At 70.7% G+C, this 15,956-nt stretch carries 15 protein-coding genes and 1 riboswitch; of the genes, 8 read left to right on the top strand and 7 right to left on the bottom strand.

Going from position 1 to position 15,956, the window contains the following annotated elements:
• Positions 1–3: 3 nt before the first annotated feature.
• The 3 genes from G4X40_RS15700 to G4X40_RS15690 form a co-directional block, all read right to left on the bottom strand.
• Entirely contained in the window at positions 4–681 is a 678-nt protein-coding gene (locus tag G4X40_RS15700; protein ID WP_277833799.1) for a DUF2334 domain-containing protein, read from the bottom strand.
• Between the two features lie 99 nt (positions 682–780).
• Positions 781–1,347, bottom strand: coding sequence for an OmpA family protein (locus G4X40_RS15695; RefSeq protein ID WP_277833797.1), 567 nt, complete (start codon positions 1,345–1,347; stop codon positions 781–783).
• A gap of 132 nt (positions 1,348–1,479) precedes the next feature.
• The gene (locus tag G4X40_RS15690) at positions 1,480–1,977 is read right to left on the bottom strand and encodes a glutathione peroxidase (RefSeq protein WP_277833796.1); all 498 of its coding nucleotides are present in this window, start codon (positions 1,975–1,977) and stop codon (positions 1,480–1,482) included.
• Between the two features lie 168 nt (positions 1,978–2,145).
• Here G4X40_RS15690 and G4X40_RS15685 point away from each other — a divergent pair, with 168 nt between their 5' ends.
• Positions 2,146–2,727 (top strand): TetR/AcrR family transcriptional regulator, encoded by a 582-nt coding sequence (locus tag G4X40_RS15685; RefSeq protein ID WP_277833794.1) that lies wholly within the window; start codon positions 2,146–2,148, stop codon positions 2,725–2,727.
• Between the two features lie 4 nt (positions 2,728–2,731).
• Here the strand turns inward: G4X40_RS15685 and G4X40_RS15680 are convergent, their stop codons facing one another.
• Complete coding sequence (locus G4X40_RS15680) at positions 2,732–4,882, bottom strand: S9 family peptidase (RefSeq protein ID WP_277833793.1); 2,151 nt, start codon at positions 4,880–4,882, stop codon at positions 2,732–2,734.
• A 3-nt stretch (positions 4,883–4,885) separates the two neighbouring features.
• Positions 4,886–5,770 (bottom strand): phosphoribosylaminoimidazolesuccinocarboxamide synthase, encoded by an 885-nt coding sequence (locus G4X40_RS15675; protein ID WP_277833791.1) that lies wholly within the window; start codon positions 5,768–5,770, stop codon positions 4,886–4,888.
• Between the two features lie 71 nt (positions 5,771–5,841).
• Positions 5,842–6,021: riboswitch (cobalamin riboswitch) on the top strand.
• Positions 6,022–6,052: 31 nt separating this feature from the next.
• On the opposite strand from G4X40_RS15675, the gene G4X40_RS15670 reads away from it, so the two are divergent.
• Genes G4X40_RS15670 through G4X40_RS15650 form a run of 5 tightly spaced genes read left to right on the top strand, consistent with a single transcriptional unit; the run spans position 6,053 to position 10,032 of the window.
• On the top strand, positions 6,053–7,039 hold the full coding sequence (locus tag G4X40_RS15670; RefSeq protein ID WP_277833790.1) for an ABC transporter substrate-binding protein: 987 nt from the start codon (positions 6,053–6,055) through the stop codon (positions 7,037–7,039).
• Positions 7,036–8,103, top strand: a complete 1,068-nt coding sequence (locus tag G4X40_RS15665; protein WP_277833788.1) for a FecCD family ABC transporter permease — start codon at positions 7,036–7,038, stop codon at positions 8,101–8,103. Before G4X40_RS15670 ends, G4X40_RS15665 begins: the two co-directional genes overlap by 4 nt.
• A complete protein-coding gene (locus G4X40_RS15660) occupies positions 8,100–8,987 on the top strand; it encodes an ABC transporter ATP-binding protein (RefSeq protein WP_277833787.1) in 888 nt (295 codons plus the stop codon). The genes G4X40_RS15665 and G4X40_RS15660 overlap by 4 nt, the downstream gene beginning before the upstream one ends.
• A complete protein-coding gene (locus tag G4X40_RS15655; protein WP_277833785.1) occupies positions 8,984–9,709 on the top strand; it encodes a (2Fe-2S) ferredoxin domain-containing protein in 726 nt (241 codons plus the stop codon). The genes G4X40_RS15660 and G4X40_RS15655 overlap by 4 nt, the downstream gene beginning before the upstream one ends.
• A 20-nt stretch (positions 9,710–9,729) precedes the next feature.
• The gene (locus tag G4X40_RS15650) at positions 9,730–10,032 is read left to right on the top strand and encodes a SelT/SelW/SelH family protein (RefSeq protein ID WP_277833783.1); all 303 of its coding nucleotides are present in this window, start codon (positions 9,730–9,732) and stop codon (positions 10,030–10,032) included.
• A 31-nt stretch (positions 10,033–10,063) separates the two neighbouring features.
• Here G4X40_RS15650 and G4X40_RS15645 read toward each other — a convergent pair whose 3' ends face one another.
• A complete protein-coding gene (locus tag G4X40_RS15645) occupies positions 10,064–10,480 on the bottom strand; it encodes an HIT family protein (protein WP_277833782.1) in 417 nt (138 codons plus the stop codon).
• Positions 10,481–10,608: 128 nt separating this feature from the next.
• Here G4X40_RS15645 and G4X40_RS15640 point away from each other — a divergent pair, with 128 nt between their 5' ends.
• Together G4X40_RS15640 and G4X40_RS15635 are read left to right on the top strand one after the other, a co-directional pair.
• On the top strand, positions 10,609–12,093 hold the full coding sequence (locus G4X40_RS15640; protein WP_277833780.1) for an FAD-dependent oxidoreductase: 1,485 nt from the start codon (positions 10,609–10,611) through the stop codon (positions 12,091–12,093).
• A gap of 587 nt (positions 12,094–12,680) precedes the next feature.
• On the top strand, positions 12,681–14,228 hold the full coding sequence (locus G4X40_RS15635) for an HNH endonuclease signature motif containing protein (RefSeq protein WP_277833779.1): 1,548 nt from the start codon (positions 12,681–12,683) through the stop codon (positions 14,226–14,228).
• A gap of 14 nt (positions 14,229–14,242) precedes the next feature.
• Here G4X40_RS15635 and purB read toward each other — a convergent pair whose 3' ends face one another.
• Positions 14,243–15,655 (bottom strand): adenylosuccinate lyase, encoded by a 1,413-nt coding sequence (purB, locus tag G4X40_RS15630; protein ID WP_277834156.1) that lies wholly within the window; start codon positions 15,653–15,655, stop codon positions 14,243–14,245.
• Between the last annotated feature and the right edge of the window lie 301 nt (positions 15,656–15,956).

The following is a 15,956-nucleotide window of genomic DNA, read 5'->3' as shown; positions in this document are numbered from 1 at the left end:
GGGTCAGGCAGCTGCCCGGCGGTCGCTCACGCACCGGTAGACCTCGGGGTGGGCCCCATTGTCGAGGGCGGTGACGATGGCGTCCCGCAGCAGGGCCCGTACCTCGGGCCGGCAGAGCCGTTCGGCGCTCACGGCCAGCCGGACCGCCCGTCCGCTGCGCACCTGCCGGGCGACCCGCTGGACCGCCGCGGGTCGCACCCGCGCGCGCAGGTCCAGCAGGTGCATGTCCTCGAGCCGCCCGCCGCACAGATCCCGGACCCCACGCTGCTCGATCGACAGCCGGAACCCGTTGCGCGCCAAGGCCTGCAACGCCTCGCGAGACAGCGCCCAGCGCGGTGCCGCGAACAGTCGGGTCGGCAGACCCAGTTGATCGAGGAGCCCGTCGGCCGCCGCGAGTCGCAGTTCCGCCTCGCGCCGTGAGAGTGCCCCGAACTCGCCGCGCCGCGTGCCGGCGTCCGCGTGGTATCCGTGCAGCACGATCGCGTCGGAGCCGTCCCGGCGCATTCGCAGCCACGCGACCGTCACCCGATCGTCGAACAGCCGACGGCCGTCGCACAGTCGCGGGGTGACGAGCAACGACAGCGGCACGCCCCGGCTGTCCGTCCATGCCGCGAGTTCCGCTGCCCGGGGCAGGGTCTGCGCGTGGATCCCGGAAACCGACACGATCAGCGGTCCTGCCATGACACGAGTCTGACCAGCCGGGTTGACCGACACGGATCGTCCGGGTGAACATCGCGTGACGCTCGTCCTGCGCGAACGATGTCCGGCAGAACCGAATACTCAGCGCGAACCGACGGTCACCAGCGCCCGGTCCGGATCGACACCGTCGGGCGGGTTGACGGACGCCTCGACGGTCAACCGCGACATGTCGACGCCGTTGTCCTCGAGTTGCTCGACGACTGCCTGACCGCGCTGGTGCGCCAGTGACCTCGCGGCGACCGGATCGTCGGTGTGTCCGTGGGCGAAGGTCTTGACGACCACCGCCCGACCATTGCCCTCGAGGACCGCCGCGACAGCCTTGAGCGTCCCCACGTCCAGCGTGGTCAGCTCGGCACTGTCGACGTCGAAGGCGATCGGAGACGTGGAGACGATCGCATCGATGGCGCCCTGCAGCTGCTTGCCCTGGGTGTTCCCCCCGGGGTCGCCGACGGTCGGTGCCGGACCTCCCGATGCCGCGCCGCCCGATGCCGCGCCGGACGGGGACACCGCCACGGACGACGTCTTCACCGCCGAGGTGAACGGAGGGTCGCCGACGGAATCGCCCACCGAGCAGCCCGCGACGGCGAGCACCGCGCCCACGACCACTGCGGCGCCGATGAGCATGCGCCCCCGTGCCCCACCTGGCATCTGCACTCCCCCTCGCTCGACCGGGACCTGCGTCGACCGGGACCTGCCGGCGCGCTGGCCCCGCCGGCAGGGCGGTTGCCCGTCATCGTCACACACTCCGGGCGGTGCGGCCGGACATTGCGGGCGAGTCGATCAGCGCGGCAGGATCGCCTCGATCGCGGCGACGACCTCGGGGGCGTCGGGCTCGGTGCGCGGACGGAAACGCGCCGCCACCTCGCCGTCGGGTGCGACGAGGAACTTCTCGAAGTTCCACTGGATGTCACCGGCCTCGCCGTCGGCGTCGGTGGTCGCGGTGAGCACGTCGTACAGCGGGTGCCGGCCGTCGCCGTTGACCTCGATCTTCTCCAGCAGCGGGAAGGTGACGCCGTAGGTGGTCGAGCAGAAGGTCTCGATCTCCTCGGCGGTACCCGGCTCCTGGCCCATGAACTGGTTGCAGGGCACGCCGACGACGGTCAGCCCGCGGTCCGCGTACGTCTTCGCGAGCTGCTCGAGCGCCGTGTACTGCGGGGTCAGACCACACTTGGAGGCCACGTTGACCACCAAAAGCGCGTTGCCGCCGAAGGATCCGAGCCGGGTCGGCTCGCCGCGCAGCGTGTTGATCTCGATGTCGAGCAGTTCGGGGTTCGTCATGTCCCACACCGTACGCGGAACCACCGCGATGATCGGGAGACGCCACAGAACCGGTCGCGGGCGGTTCCCTACCGGCGAGTCATGTGATACAGATCATTTCGTGCCGATACGTTACGTTTTCTCACTTCGGCCGTAGACCACCGCCGACCACGGCCCCGGGAGGACCCCTTGACCGACCATGCCCGCACCCGCGGCAGACCTCGCGATCCGGCGATCGACGACGCCGCGCTGGTCGCGACCCGCGAGCTCCTGGCCGAGGTCGGATGGGACCGCACCACGATGGTGAGCATCGCCGAGCGCGCCGGCGTCGGGAAGCCCGCGCTCTACCGTCGCTGGCCGTCGAAGGCGCAGTTGGTCTTCGAGGCGGTGTTCGACTGGACGGAGCGGAACCCGCAGATCCCCACCGACCTCGACCCGGACGCCTGGGTCCGCGAGCTCTGCCACAACACCCTCGAACTGTTCGGCCGCCCCGAGGTCCGCGCCTCGCTGCCGGGCCTGCTCGGCGCGTTCCAGGATCACCCGGAGCTCGCGACCGCGCTGTGGACCGACTTCGGCGCGCCGGGCACCGGCCTGTTCGCCGACAAACTGGCCCGGCTCGGGGACGAGCACGCGGTGATCGACGCGCAGATCACCATGCTGCTCGTCGTCGGCGCCTCGATGGTGCTGCGGATGATGCCGACCGGCGGCGGCGACACCGCGTTGACCCGGCGGATGGCGGACATCCTGATCGGCGGCGTCACCCCGCGCTGACCGCTCAGACGGCGCCCGCGGTGTCGAGCATCCAGGCCAGTTCGAACGCCGCCTCGCGCCACTTCTCGTAGCGGCCGCTCACCCCGCCGTGGCCCGCGCTCATCTCGGTCTTGAGCAGCGGCGGCGTGTCGGACTGCGCGACCGCCCGCAGACGCGCCACCCACTTGGCGGGTTCGACGTAGAGCACGCGGGTGTCGTTGAGACTGGTGATCGCCAGGATCGGTGGATACCGCTTGGCCTCGACGTTCTCGTACGGGCTGTAGGACTTCATGTACCCGTACACGTCGGGGTCGTGCAGCGGATCGCCCCACTCATCCCATTCGATGACCGTCAGCGGCAGTGACGGGTCGAGGATCGAGGTGAGCGGGTCGACGAACGGCACGACCGCCAGGATCCCCGCGAACAGTTCGGGTGCCAGGTTCGCGACCGCACCCATCAGCAACCCACCCGCACTGCCGCCCTCGGCGACCATCTGCGCCGGCGTGGTCCACCCACTGTCGACCAGATGCTTTGCGCAGCAGACGAAGTCGGTGAAGGTGTTGCGCTTGCGCAGCGTCTTGCCGTTCTCGTACCAGGCCCGGCCCATCTCGCCGCCGCCGCGCACGTGCGCGACGGCGTACACCATGCCGCGGTCGAGCAGCGACAGCCGCGCGACCGAGAAGCCCGGGTCGCTGCTGGACTCGTAGGAGCCGTAGCCGTACAGCAGCAGCGGAGCCGGAGTGGGCGCGGCCGCCACGGCATCGCCGGACTGCTTGCGACGCACGATCGAGATCGGCACGCGAGTGCCGTCCTCGGCCACCGCCCACTCGCGCAGCTGCTCGTAGCCGGCCGGGTCGTACCCGCCGAGCACCGGCTGCGACTTGCGCAGATGCAGTGCGCCGGCGGCGATCTCGTAGTCGTACACCCGCATGGGAGTCACGAACGAGGTGTACGCCAGCCGCAGCAGCGGCGTGTCCCACTCGGGGTTGTTCGACGAGCCGACCGAGAAGAGCGGCTCGTCGAACTCGATCTCGCGCAGCTCGCCGTAACCGTCGGCGGTCAACGGCCACACGGCCAGTCGGGTCAGCGCCTCGCGCCGATAGCTGACGACGAGGTGCCCGGCGAAGGCCTCGACCTCCTCGAGCCGGACGTCGTCACGGTGCTCGATCAGGACGGTCAGGTCGGTCGGGTCGGTCACCGGGCACTCGACGAGTGTGAAGTTCTCCGCCGTGCGGACCTCCGACGGACCGTCGCCGGGGATGTCCCCGTTGTGCAGGATCAGGAAGCGGTCCCGGCCGCCGACGACCGCGTGGTCGAGCGAGTACTCGACGCCCTCCCGCCGCGGAATCACGACGGCGAAGTCCCCGGTGGGATCGTTCGCGTCGAGCACCCAGGACTCGGAAGTTATCTTCGAGCCGAGTTCGACGACCAGGTACCGGCGGCTGCGGGTCAGGCCCACCCCGATCCAGTACCGCTCGTCCGGCTCGTTGAACACCACGACGTCCTCGCCCTTGGCTGTGCCGAGGCGGTGTCGCCAGATCGTGTCCGGACGCCACGAGTCGTCGACGGTCGGATAGAACAGGTGCAGTCCGTCGCCGGCCCAGGTCGCGCCGGGGAAGGTGTCCGGGATCTCGTCGGACAGCAGTTCACCGGTGCGCAGGTCCTTGATCCGCAGCATGTACCGCTCGTCGCCGCTGGTGTCGATCGCGTAGGCCAGCAGGTTCCCGTCGTCGGTCACCGAGAAGCTGCCCAGCGCGAAGAACTCGTGGCCCTCGGCCTCGGCGTTGCCGTCGAGCAGCACCTGCTCGCCGGGGACCTCGCGATCGGCCGCCAGCTCCGGCGGCGTCCGGTCGTCGGCGACAGCCGGGCAACGGCACTGCAGCGGATACTGGCTGCCCTCGACCGTGCGGGTGTAGTACCACCACTGCCCGTCCCGCACCGGCACCGACAGGTCGGTCTCCTGGGTGCGGGACTTGATCTCGCCGAAGATGCGCTCGCGCAGCGGCTCGAGGTGGCCGGTGCGCGCCTCCGTGTAGGCGTTCTCGGCCTCGAGGTACGCGAGCACCTCGGGGTCGGACTTGTCGCGCAGCCACTCGTAGTCGTCGACGAAAACGTCGTCGTGGTGGGTGCGGTGGACCGGGGCGCGCTTGGCGACCGGTGGGGTCGGCTCGCTCATCACTCAGCCCAGCCAGTCGTCGAAGGACAGGCCCGAGATCCGCTCGTATGCCTCCACGTAGCGGGCCCGGGTGGCCGCGATGACGTCCTGCGGCAGCGCCGGCGGCGGTGTGTCCGAGGCACGGTCCCAACCGGATTCGGGTCCTGTGAGCCAGTTGCGCACATACTGCTTGTCGAAGCTGGGCTGCACCTTGCCGGCCTGGTAGCCGTCGACCGGCCAGTACCGCGACGAGTCGGGGGTGAGCACCTCGTCTGCCAGCACGAGCGTGCCCGAACCGTCGAGGCCGAACTCGAACTTGGTGTCCGCCAGGATGATTCCCTTGGATGCGGCGAAATCGGCGGCGCGCGTGTAGATGTCGAGCGTCGCGTCGCGCAACCGGCCCGCGAGGTCGGCGCCGACCTGCTCGACGACGGCGTCGAACGCGATGTTCTCGTCGTGCGCACCGATCTCCGCCTTGGTGGCCGGGGTGAAGATCGGCTCGGGCAGCTTGGCGGCTTCGACCAGCCCCTCGGGCAGCGCCACCCCGCAGACCGAGCCGCTGCGCTGGTAGTCGAGCAGCCCCGAGCCGGTCAGGTAGCCGCGCGCCACGCACTCGACCTGCACCATGTCCAGCTTGCGGACGACCAGGGCCCGGCCCAGCACCTCTTCCGGGATCCGCTCGTCGTCGGGCGCGCCGGCCAGGTGGTTCGCGCCGCCGAGCAGGTCGAAGAAGAACACGCTCATCGCCGTGAGCACCCGCCCCTTGTCCGGGATCGGGGTGCTCAGCACATGGTCGTAGGCGGAGATGCGGTCGGTGGCGACCATGAGCAGGTGGTCGTCGTCGATCGCGTAGAGCTCACGGACCTTGCCGGCGGACAGGTGGGTGTATGACGAGAGGGTTGGGCGCACCCGCTCAGCCTATCGGCCCGCGGGGCGGCCGACCCGCGCTGCGCCCGACCTGCCCGCGCGGCTCTCGGCTATCCTGCGGTTGCTGTCGTGGTGAACGGGAAGCCGGTGCGAATCCGGCGCGGTACTCGCCACTGTGAGCAGGTACGTCGACCACTCGGGCCCTGAGCCCGGCCACTGGGCATTCCCCGGGAAGGCGTGGTCGGCGGTCGACCCTGCCGAGCCAGGAGACCGGCCACGACACGTACCTGCACGCATTCCACGAGTCATGGAAGGCGGGACGCTTTGCGTACCCTCATCACCCGCCGGGCCCTCCCGGCGCTGGCCGTGTCGTTCGTCACCGCGGTGACGCTCACCGCCTGCGGCGACAACTCCTCGACGACGGAGCAGTCCGCGTCGGCCGTCACGCTGACCAACTGCGGTCGCACCGTCACCCTCACCGAGCCCGCGAGCCGGGCGGTCACCCTCAACCAGGGCGCGACCGAGACCGCACTGTCGCTCGGAGCCGGGCCGCAGCTGGTCGGCACCGCCTACCTCGACGACACCATCGCCCCGCAGTGGCAGCAGGCGTACCGGCAGATCCCGGTGCTCGCGGAGAAGTTCCCGAGCCGCGAACAGGTGCTCGAGGCCCGGCCGGACCTGGTGCTGGCGTCGTATCCGAGCGCGTTCGACGACAAGGCGGTCGGGTCGCAGGATTCGCTCGCCCGGCTCGGCATCGCGAGCTACGTCGACCCGTTCGCGTGCGCGGACAAGTCGAAGCGCGCGCCGGTCGCCTGGGACACCATCGGCGCGGAGATCCGCGACTACGGGACGATGTTCGGCCGCACCGCCGAGGCGGACTCGCAGGTCGCGCAACTGCGCACGACGCTGGCGGGCATCGAGTCCGCGAAGCCGGCCGATGGCAGGACGATCCTCTGGTACGACAGCAACACCGACGTCCCGTACGTCGGCGGCAACGCGGGCGGACCGCAGCTGATCATCGACGCGGTCGGCGGCCGGAACGTGTTCGCCGGACTCGACGGCGCCTGGGCGGACGGCAACTGGGAGACCGTACTCGAGGCGGACCCGGATGTGATCGTGCTGGCCGACGCCTCCTGGGACACCGCCGAGGCGAAGAAACAGTACCTGCGCGGCGACCCGGCGCTGCGCGACCTCAAGGCGGTCCGCGACGGCGCGTTCGTCGTGCTGCCGTTCTCCGAGACCACGCCCGGACCGCGACTGATCGACGGCGCGGCGTCGGTCGCGAAACAGCTGGGCGGCCTGCGCGGATGAGCGCGCCGACCGCGACGCCGGCCCGGGCCCGCTCGCGCGCACGGGTCGGCTGGGCCGGATGGTTCGCGGTGCTGGCCGTGGCGCTGGTTCTCAGTTGCGCGGCCGGCGTCGCGATCGGCAGCGCGGACCTGTCACTGGGCACGGTCGTGCGGTCGGTCGCCGGACGCCTCGGCATCGGTTCGGGCACCGACCTGCTGACCACCCACATCGTCGTCGACCTACGGCTGCCGCGGGTGCTGGCTGCCGCGCTGGTCGGGGCGGGCCTGGCCCTGTGCGGCACGGTGCTGCAGTCGCTGACCGGCAACCCGCTCGCCGACCCGTACCTGCTGGGCATGTCGGGCGCCGCGTCGTTCGGCGCGGTCCTGGCGATCACCGCGGGTGCGGGCACGATCGGGGCGCTGGGGCTGAGCGCGGTGTCGGCGGGGGCGTTCGTCGCCGCGGTCGCGGGACTGCTGCTGGTGTTCCTCATCGCGACCGGCCGGTCGGGCGTGCTGTCGCCCGGGCGGCTGATCCTCGGCGGCATCGCGGTCGGGCAGTTCTGCGCGGCGCTGACCTCGGCGGTGGTGCTGCTCGGCGACCGGGAGCTGGCGCAGCGGGTGCTGCAGTGGACGCTCGGCTCGGTCGCCGGGGTCCGCTGGTCGGGCCTGGGGCCGATGCTCGTGGTCGTCGCGATCACCGCGGTCGTGGTCGCGGCGCACGCCCGGGTGCTGGACTCGTTCGCGTTCGGTGAGCGGGCGGCCGCGAGCCTTGGCACGCACGTCGAGCGCTCGCGTTGGGTGTTGTACGGGGTGGCGTCGCTGTGCACGGCCGCGTTGGTCGCACAGGCGGGTGTGATCGGGTTCGTCGGCCTCGTCGTCCCGCACGCGGCGCGGATGCTGGTGGGGCCACTGCACTCCCGATTGCTGCCGGTGGTCGCGCTCGTCGGCGCGCTGCTGCTGGTGTGGGCCGACATCGCCGCGCGCACGGTCATGGCGGGCCGCGAATTGCCGATCAGCGTGGTCACCGCGATCGTCGGCGTGCCGGTGTTCGTCGTGCTGCTGCGCCGGCGGGGAGCTCGCGGATGAGCCACCACTCCCCCGAGATCCGGGCCGAGAACGTGTCGTGGTCGGCCGGCGGAGCGACCATTCTCGACGGCGTGAGCTTCCGCGCGCCGTCGCGCAGGTTCACCGGGCTGATCGGCCCCAACGGCTCCGGGAAGACCTCGCTGCTGTCGACGGTCGCCCGGCTGATCCGGCCCGACAGCGGGCGGGTGCTGCTCGGCGACGATCCGGTGGCGACGATCCACCGCCGCGAGTTCGCCCGGACCGTCGCACTGCTCGAACAGCATTCGGCGACCGAACTCGAGCTGACCGTCGAGCAGATCGTCGAGCTCGGGGTGATCCCGCACCGGGGCGGCTGGGCCCGGCCGGCGTCGGTGACCGACCGTGACGCCGTCACCGAGGCCCTCGCCGCCGCGGGAATCACCGCGTTGCGGTACCGCTTCTGGCACAGCCTGTCCGGCGGCGAGAGGCAGAAGACCCAGCTGGCGCGCGCGTTCGCGCAGCGGCCGTGTGTGCTGCTGCTCGACGAGCCCACCAATCACCTCGACGTCTCCGCGGCCCTCGAGCTGCTCGACCTGGTCCGCAACCGCGGCCTGACGACGGTGGCGGCGATGCACGACCTGAACCTCGCCGCGATGTACTGCGATCACCTGGTGGTGTTGCAGCGCGGCCGCGTGGTCACCGAGGGCGCACCCGAGGTGGTGCTGACGGCCGAGTTGCTCGCCGACGTCTACGGACTCGACGCGCTCGTGCAGCCGCATCCGCAGACCGGCCGGCCGATGGTCGTGCTGTGCGGCACCACCACAGCCGCCGCCGCAGATCCGCGCACGATGCGCCCATCCGACCACGCTGCAACGTGCGCGGATGACCACGACGTGCGCGTTTCCACGGATTGGTCGCGCGCATGAACGAGCGCTGGGTCGTCGTCACCGCGCCCACCGACCGTGGCGAGGACCCCCGCGACCGCGTCGGCGGCGCGCTGGCGGCACTGCGAAAGCGTCACCCGGACACGGTGTTCCGCACCGCGGTGCTGGGCGGCTCCGGCCCGACGATCACCGAGGCGCTCGACGAGGCCGCGCAGTCCGGCGCCGCGGAGGTCGTGATCGTCAGCGCGCAGACGGTGCCCGACCGCAAGATGGACGCGTGGTTCGCCCGGGTCGTCGGGCACTGGCTGCGCGAGCAGGACGGCACGGCGGCCCCGGACGTGCGCATCGCCGGATCACTCACCGACGCGCCCGGCTACACCGACCTGCTCGACGCGGCGATCGGTGGCCCGACCACCGCGGCGCGCACCACCACGGCACCTATCACCTCGCCGCTGTGGGACGAGGTGCCCGGCTTTGCCCGGCACGTGCTGGTGTGCCGCGGCCCGCGATGTTCGGCGCAAGGCGGCGCCGAGACCGGACGCGCGATCGACGAGGCGCTCACCGAGCGCGGCCTCGGCGATGACGATGTGCTGATCACCCTGACCGGGTGCATGTTCCCGTGCTCGCAGGCCCCGGTGGTCGCGGTGTACCCGGACGACACCTGGTACGCGGGGCTGACCGCCGACCGCGTCGACCGATTCGTCGACGAGCATCTCGTCGGTGGACGTGCGGTCGAGCAGTGGCGGGGCGCACGCCGAGGCTGATCGTTTGGCAGGCTGAGGTGATGGAGTCCCCGGAGGCCGCCCCTGCCACACCCCGCATCTCGATCGTCTACTGCACGCAGTGCAACTGGCTGCTGCGCGCCGGGTGGATGGCGCAGGAACTGCTCAGCACGTTCGGCACCGGGATCGGCGAGGTCGCGCTGATCCCGGGTACCGGCGGCGTGTTCCGGATCGCGGTCGGCGACACTCAGGTCTGGGATCGCAAGCGCGACGGCGGCTTTCCCGACATTGTGACGCTCAAACAGCGGGTGCGCGACCTCGCCTTCCCCGACCGCGATCTGGGGCACGCCGACCGTCGGCACTGAATCCGCGCACCCGCCGGGGGCGCGGCACACTTCAACCGAGCCGGCCCCGCACCGATGCCGCGAGGTAGTCGAGGTCCTCGCGCGGCGGGTTGGTCGGGCGCCCGCGCAGACCGAAGCCGTCACCGGCCGTGCGCGGGATGACGTGCAGGTGTACGTGGAACACCTCCTGCCCGGCGACGACTCCGTCGGCGAGGAACAGGTTCACGCCCTCGGCCGCGACCTCACTGGACCGCAGCGCCTCCGCGAGACGCTGCCCGACCTGGAACATCGCACCGCCGTCCGCGGGGGCGAGTTCGGCGAGGTTCGCGGCGTGGGTCTTGGGGACGACCAGCAGATGCCCTGGCGTGAAGGGGCGGATGTCCATGAACGCGGCGGTGCGGTCGTCCTCGTAGACGATGCTGGCCTCGGCCTCACGGTCGATGATCGAGCAGAAGATGCAGTGACCCATGCCCGTTGATGCTAGCCGTGCGCATGAAGGCTCCCGCTGACCGGTCGCGAACGCACTCCCGCCCCGACACCCGACCTAGCGTGACGCACACCACAGTAGCGGTCGTTGAGCGAGGAGCAGGAGCACACATGGGCACACGATTCTCCGTCACACCTGTCGACGCCGCCGAGATCGGCGGGTACGACCACGAGACCGATGTACTGATCGTCGGGTACGGCTGCGCGGGCGCCTCCGCGGCCCTCGAGGCGGCCGAGGCCGGTTCCGACGTCGTCCTGCTCGAGCGGCAGAGCGGCGGGGGCGGCTCCTCGGCCCTCTCGGGCGGCGAGATGTACCTCGGCGGCGGCACCGCGGTCCAGGAGGCCTGCGGTTTCACCGACACCGCCGAGGACATGGAGAAGTTCCTGCTGGCCGCACTCGGACCCGACGCCGACGTGGACAAGGTGGGCCTGTACAGCCGCGAAAGCCTCGGCCACTACCAGTGGCTGGTCGACCGCGGGGTGCCGTTCAAGCCGTCGCTGTGGGACTCCCCCACGTGGGTGCCGCCGACCGACGACGGCCTGATGTGGATGGGCGAGAACGCCTATCCGTTCTGCCGCATCGCGGAGCCCGCGCCGCGCGGCCATCGGGTCACCTCCGACGGCTTCGGCGGCAAGGTTCTCATGGCGGTGCTGAGCGAGGCGGTCGAGGCCTCCGGTGTCACGGTCCACACCGACACCACCGCACTCCGGCTGATCATCGACAGGTCCGACGGCAACCGCATCGTCGGCCTCGTCGCACGGCATTTCAACGACATCGTCACCTACCGCGCCCGCCGCGGCGTGATCATCACAACCGGCGGCTTCGCCGACAACGCCGAACTGGTCGCGGAGCATGCGCCGCAGCTCGTCGGCCTGGGCGTCAACAGCGACGGCGGCGACGACGGCCGGGGCATCGTCATTGCGCAGGCGGTCGGCGCTGCCGTCAGGCACATGTCCGCCGGACAGGTAGGGATCAGCGCCGTTCCCGGAATGATGGTGCGCGGCATGGTCGTCGACAACCTTGGTCGGCGGTTCATCAACGAGGACGTCTATCCCGGACTGATCGGTCAGGCTGCGTTGTTCAAGCACGGTCTGCACGTGTGGGTGATCCTCGACGAGCAGGCGTACGAGGAGATCCCGGTCGACGAGAGGTGGGGCGTTAGGCCGCATTTCGTCGCCGAGACGCTGGCGGAACTCGAGCACGAGATCGGGATGCCTGCCGGCGCCTTGCAGTCCACCGTCGGCGAGTACAACCGGCACGCCGAGCGCGGCGAGGATCCGTACTTCCACAAGGCATCCCGTTGGGTGCGTCCGTTGCGGTCGCCGTTCGCGGCGGTCGACGTCCGACGCGGCATGTCGGCGCCCAGCGACGGCGGTACCGAGGGTGGCGGCGGCGCCGCGGTGTTCACGATCGGCGGCCTGCACACGACCGTCGACGGCAACGTCCTGAACCTCGACGGCAACGCGATCCCCGGACTGTTCGCCGCGGGCCGCGCGACGTCGGGCCTGCACTCGTGGGGCTACATCAGCGGCACCTCGCTCGGCGACGGCACGTTCTTCGGGCGCCGCGCGGGCGTGGCCGCCGCGGCCGGCTGACCTCGGCTGCCGAATCGGTGCGGACCGACGCGGGAGGCGTCGGCCCGCACCGGCCTTCGTGGGAGCTCGGACCCTCCTCGGGTTCAACCCGCAGACATGCACCCGGTGAGCGACTCGGCCGACAACTGCGGAGCCGCGCAGATGGAGTGGCGCCACCGGGAACCGCCACCGCCGAATTCGTCCCGCGAACTGTCGGTCCACAACTCCACGTCGCTCGAATCCGCTCCGACTCGGAAGTAGTACACGATGGGGTCACCCTCGGTCGTGAAGATGGTGAGCACGAACTCGCCGCCACGCACATCCCGCGCATTCGACAGACAGTCCACGGCGGACCGTGGGACCAGCTCCGCCGCTCTCGATCCGGGATGATGCTCGACCGCACCACAACTCGGCAGGTCGGCGCGTTGGACGAATTCGTCGGGGGCGGGAAAATGCTGCCCCGCACAACCGGTACAAACGATCAGGGCTGCTACGGCCGGCAGTAATGCCGAGCACGGGTTGATCCACGTCCGTTTGGTCCGCAGGTGCATGGCGGGAAACCTAGTCGATCATCCGAACTTGTCGGTGACCCAATCTACAATTCGCACATGCATTCGAAGTCGAGTGACTCGCGCCAGGTGGACGCACACCTGGCGGCGCTCGACGCCGCCATCGAGGGCCTGCTCGGCGACCGGCTCGGCGGCCTGTCCACCGACGAGATCGTCGAGGTGCTCCAGCGCACCGAGACCGCGCTACGCAAGCTCACCGCCGCCGACCAGCAGGTGGTCACCGAGTCCTCCGAACGGTCGCTGCACTCGGCGCACGACATCCGCACCGCGGCCGAGTTCCTGGTCAAGACCCTGCGAATCTCCGAGGGCGAGGCGCAACTGCGGCTCCGCTCGGCCAGACACATCGGTGTCTGGCACACCCTGCAGGGCGACGAGCAGCCGCCCGAATACCCGCACACCGCTGCCGCCTTGCACGACGGCGCGATCGGCCTGGCCCACGTCGAGGGCATCCGCGACATCATGCGGCAGATCCCATCCCACATCGACACCATCCACCGCGAGGCTGCCGAACAGATCCTGGCGCTGCTCGCCCGGCACGCCGACCCGAAGTACGTCACCCGCGCCGGTCTCGACCTGCTGGCGTACCTCAACCCGGACGGCGTCTTCTCCGATCGCGACCGCAAGCGGCAACGCAGCCTGCACATCGGTCGCCAGCGTGCCGACCTCATGACGCCGATCTCCGGGTTGCTCGACCCGGAGACCCGTGCGCTACTCGAGCCGCTGCTCGCCAAGATGGCCCGACCGGGCATGAACAACACTGACGACCCCGAATCACCCATCATCACCGGATCCGACCCCGGCAACCCCGATCCGGACCGCACTGCCTTGGCTCACGCCGCCGCCCGCGACACCCGCACCGTCGGGCAACGCAACCATGATGCCGTCAAGGCCGGGCTACGCCTGCTGGCCGGGTCCGGCGCGCTCGGCAATCACCGCGGGCTACCCGCGACCGTCATCATCACCATGACGCTGCAGCAACTCGAAGAGGCCACCGGCGTCGCCACCACGGCCGGCGGCGGGCTGCTGCCCATCCGCGACGCGCTCGGGATGGCCGAACACGCCCACCCCGTGCTCGCGCTGTTCGACCACAACGGCCGGCCGCTTCATCTGGGACGAACCAGACGGCTGGCGTCCGCCGATCAGCGGCTCGCCCTCATCGCGGCGTCGCGGGGCTGCACCCGTCCCGGGTGTGACGCGCCCGCATCGATGGCCGCCGTGCACCACGTCACCGACTGGGCCAAAGGCGGCCGCACCGACATCGACGAACTCGACCTGGCCTGCGACAGCTGCCATGCGCTGATACACGACGGCCCGGGCGGCTGGCGAACCGACACCGCTCCGCCCGGCTCCCCACACCCGGGCCGAACCCGCTGGACCCCGCCGGCCCACATCGACCCGGACCGGGCGCCACAGGTGAACATCCGCCATCATCTCGACGAGCTCTTCGGGCTGCTTCTCGGGTTCATCGCCGCCCGCCGTGCCGACGAGCGACAGCGCTGGCAGGACCGGTGGGACGCCGGATTCGACGGTCAGCGACTCCGCCGCACACAGAACCGCAAGGCCACAGCCGACGACGAGGCCCCGTGACCCGCCCCGGACCGCTACAGGATCGCGCCGGGCGTGTACTTCGCCGCGTCGGGGTAACGCTCGGCCAGCGTCTGCACCTGCGCGATCACGTCGGCGACCTGCGCCTCCGCGGCGCCGACGAACGCCGACTTGTCGGCGAGGGCGGTGTCGAGCTGCGCACGGTCCAGCGGGAACCGCTCGTCGGCGGCCAGCCGGTCCAGCAGATCCGGCTCGCGGCCTTCCTCGCGCATCGCCAGCGCGACCCCGACCGCATGCTCCTTGATGACCTCGTGTGCGGTCTCCCGGCCCACGCCGGCGCGGACCGCGGCCATCAGCATGCGGGTCGTCGCCAGGAACGGCAGGTAGCGGTCCAGCTCGTTGGCGATCACCGCCGGGTAGGCGCCGAACTCGGCCAGCACGGTCAGGAACGTCTCGAACTGTCCGTCGATCGCGAAGAACGCGTCGGGCAGCGCGACCCGGCGCACCACCGAGCAGAACACGTCGCCCTCGTTCCACTGCGCGCCGGCCAGTTCCGCGGCCATCGACGCGTAGCCGCGCAGCACGACCTGCAGTCCGTTCACGCGCTCGCACGAGCGGGTGTTCATCTTGTGCGGCATCGCCGAGCTGCCGACCTGGCCGGGCTGGAAGCCCTCGGTGACCAGCTCGTGTCCGGCCATCAGCCGGATCGTGTGCGCGAACGACGACGGCCCGGCACCGGTCTGGACCAGCGCGGAGAGAACGTCGTGGTCGAGCGACCGCGGGTACACCTGCCCGACACTGGTCAGCACGTGCGCAAAGCCCAGGTGCTCGGCGACGATCGACTCGAGCCGGTCCAGCTTGGCGGCGTCCCCGCCGAGCAGGTCGAGCATGTCCTGCGAGGTGCCCATCGGGCCCTTGATGCCCCGCAGCGGGTACCGGTCGATGAGCTCACGCAGCCGCTGCTGCGCGACCAACAGCTCGTTTGCCGCCGACGCGAAACGCTTGCCCAGCGTGGTGGCCTGCGCGGCGACGTTGTGACTGCGCCCGGCCATCACCATGGACTGGTATTGGGCGGCCCGGTCCGCGAGGCGCGCCGCGACCGCGACACCGCGCGCGTGTACGTGCGCGAGCGAACGCAGGATCTGCAGCTGCTCGACGTTCTCGGTCAGGTCCCGGCTGGTCATCCCCTTGTGGATGTGCTCGTGACCGGCGAGCGCGTTGAACTCCTCGATCCGCGCCTTGACGTCGTGCCGGGTGACCCGCTCACGCGCCGCGATGGAGTCGAGGTCGACCTGCTCGAGCACCCGCTCGTAGTCGGCCAACGCCTGCGGCGGGACCTCGATGCCCAGCTCCGACTGTGCGCGCAGGACCGCCAGCCACAGCTGACGCTCCAGCACGATCTTGTACTCCGGCGACCACAACCGGACCAGTTCGGGGCTCGCGTAGCGGCCGGCCAGCACGTTCGGGATGCGCGGTTTGGCACCGGCCTGCGGGGCGGAGGCGGACTGTGACTGGGGGGCTGACTCTGCGGGCACGACATCAATTATGCGGGACCACCTCGGACCCGCGGCGCTCGGCGGTCCCACACCGGCGCCGGCTATCTGTCGGACGATTGTGACAAGTCCGAGAAGCGCCTGTGTACCCCCACGAAGTCGACGTGATCCGCACGCCTCTCCGGCCGCTGCCTGCTGCAATCACCTGGACCGGTGTTCAACTTCGGATCGCTCCGACCCGGACCGTTCAACCCCGGATCGTTCAGCCCCTGACCGT

Origin of the sequence: Speluncibacter jeojiensis (assembly GCF_029589495.1) — a bacterium.
Lineage (GTDB): Bacteria > Actinomycetota > Actinomycetes > Mycobacteriales > Mycobacteriaceae > Speluncibacter > Speluncibacter jeojiensis.
This window is presented reverse-complemented; position numbering and strand designations above follow the sequence as displayed.

Bases quoted from the DNA above. Each gene is read 5' to 3' on its own strand.
- G4X40_RS15650 (WP_277833783.1), top strand. From the start codon at position 9,730: ATGGAGTCCCCGGAGGCCGCCCCTGCCACACCCCGCATCTCGATCGTC.
- G4X40_RS15690 (WP_277833796.1), bottom strand. From the start codon at position 1,977: ATGACGAACCCCGAACTGCTCGACATCGAGATCAACACGCTGCGCGGC.
- G4X40_RS15665 (WP_277833788.1), top strand. From the start codon at position 7,036: ATGAGCGCGCCGACCGCGACGCCGGCCCGGGCCCGCTCGCGCGCACGG.
- G4X40_RS15640 (WP_277833780.1), top strand. From the start codon at position 10,609: ATGGGCACACGATTCTCCGTCACACCTGTCGACGCCGCCGAGATCGGC.
- G4X40_RS15635 (WP_277833779.1), top strand. From the start codon at position 12,681: ATGCATTCGAAGTCGAGTGACTCGCGCCAGGTGGACGCACACCTGGCG.
- G4X40_RS15700 (WP_277833799.1), bottom strand. From the start codon at position 681: ATGGCAGGACCGCTGATCGTGTCGGTTTCCGGGATCCACGCGCAGACC.
- G4X40_RS15680 (WP_277833793.1), bottom strand. From the start codon at position 4,882: ATGAGCGAGCCGACCCCACCGGTCGCCAAGCGCGCCCCGGTCCACCGC.
- G4X40_RS15645 (WP_277833782.1), bottom strand. From the start codon at position 10,480: ATGGGTCACTGCATCTTCTGCTCGATCATCGACCGTGAGGCCGAGGCC.
- G4X40_RS15660 (WP_277833787.1), top strand. From the start codon at position 8,100: ATGAGCCACCACTCCCCCGAGATCCGGGCCGAGAACGTGTCGTGGTCG.
- G4X40_RS15655 (WP_277833785.1), top strand. From the start codon at position 8,984: ATGAACGAGCGCTGGGTCGTCGTCACCGCGCCCACCGACCGTGGCGAG.
- G4X40_RS15695 (WP_277833797.1), bottom strand. From the start codon at position 1,347: ATGCCAGGTGGGGCACGGGGGCGCATGCTCATCGGCGCCGCAGTGGTC.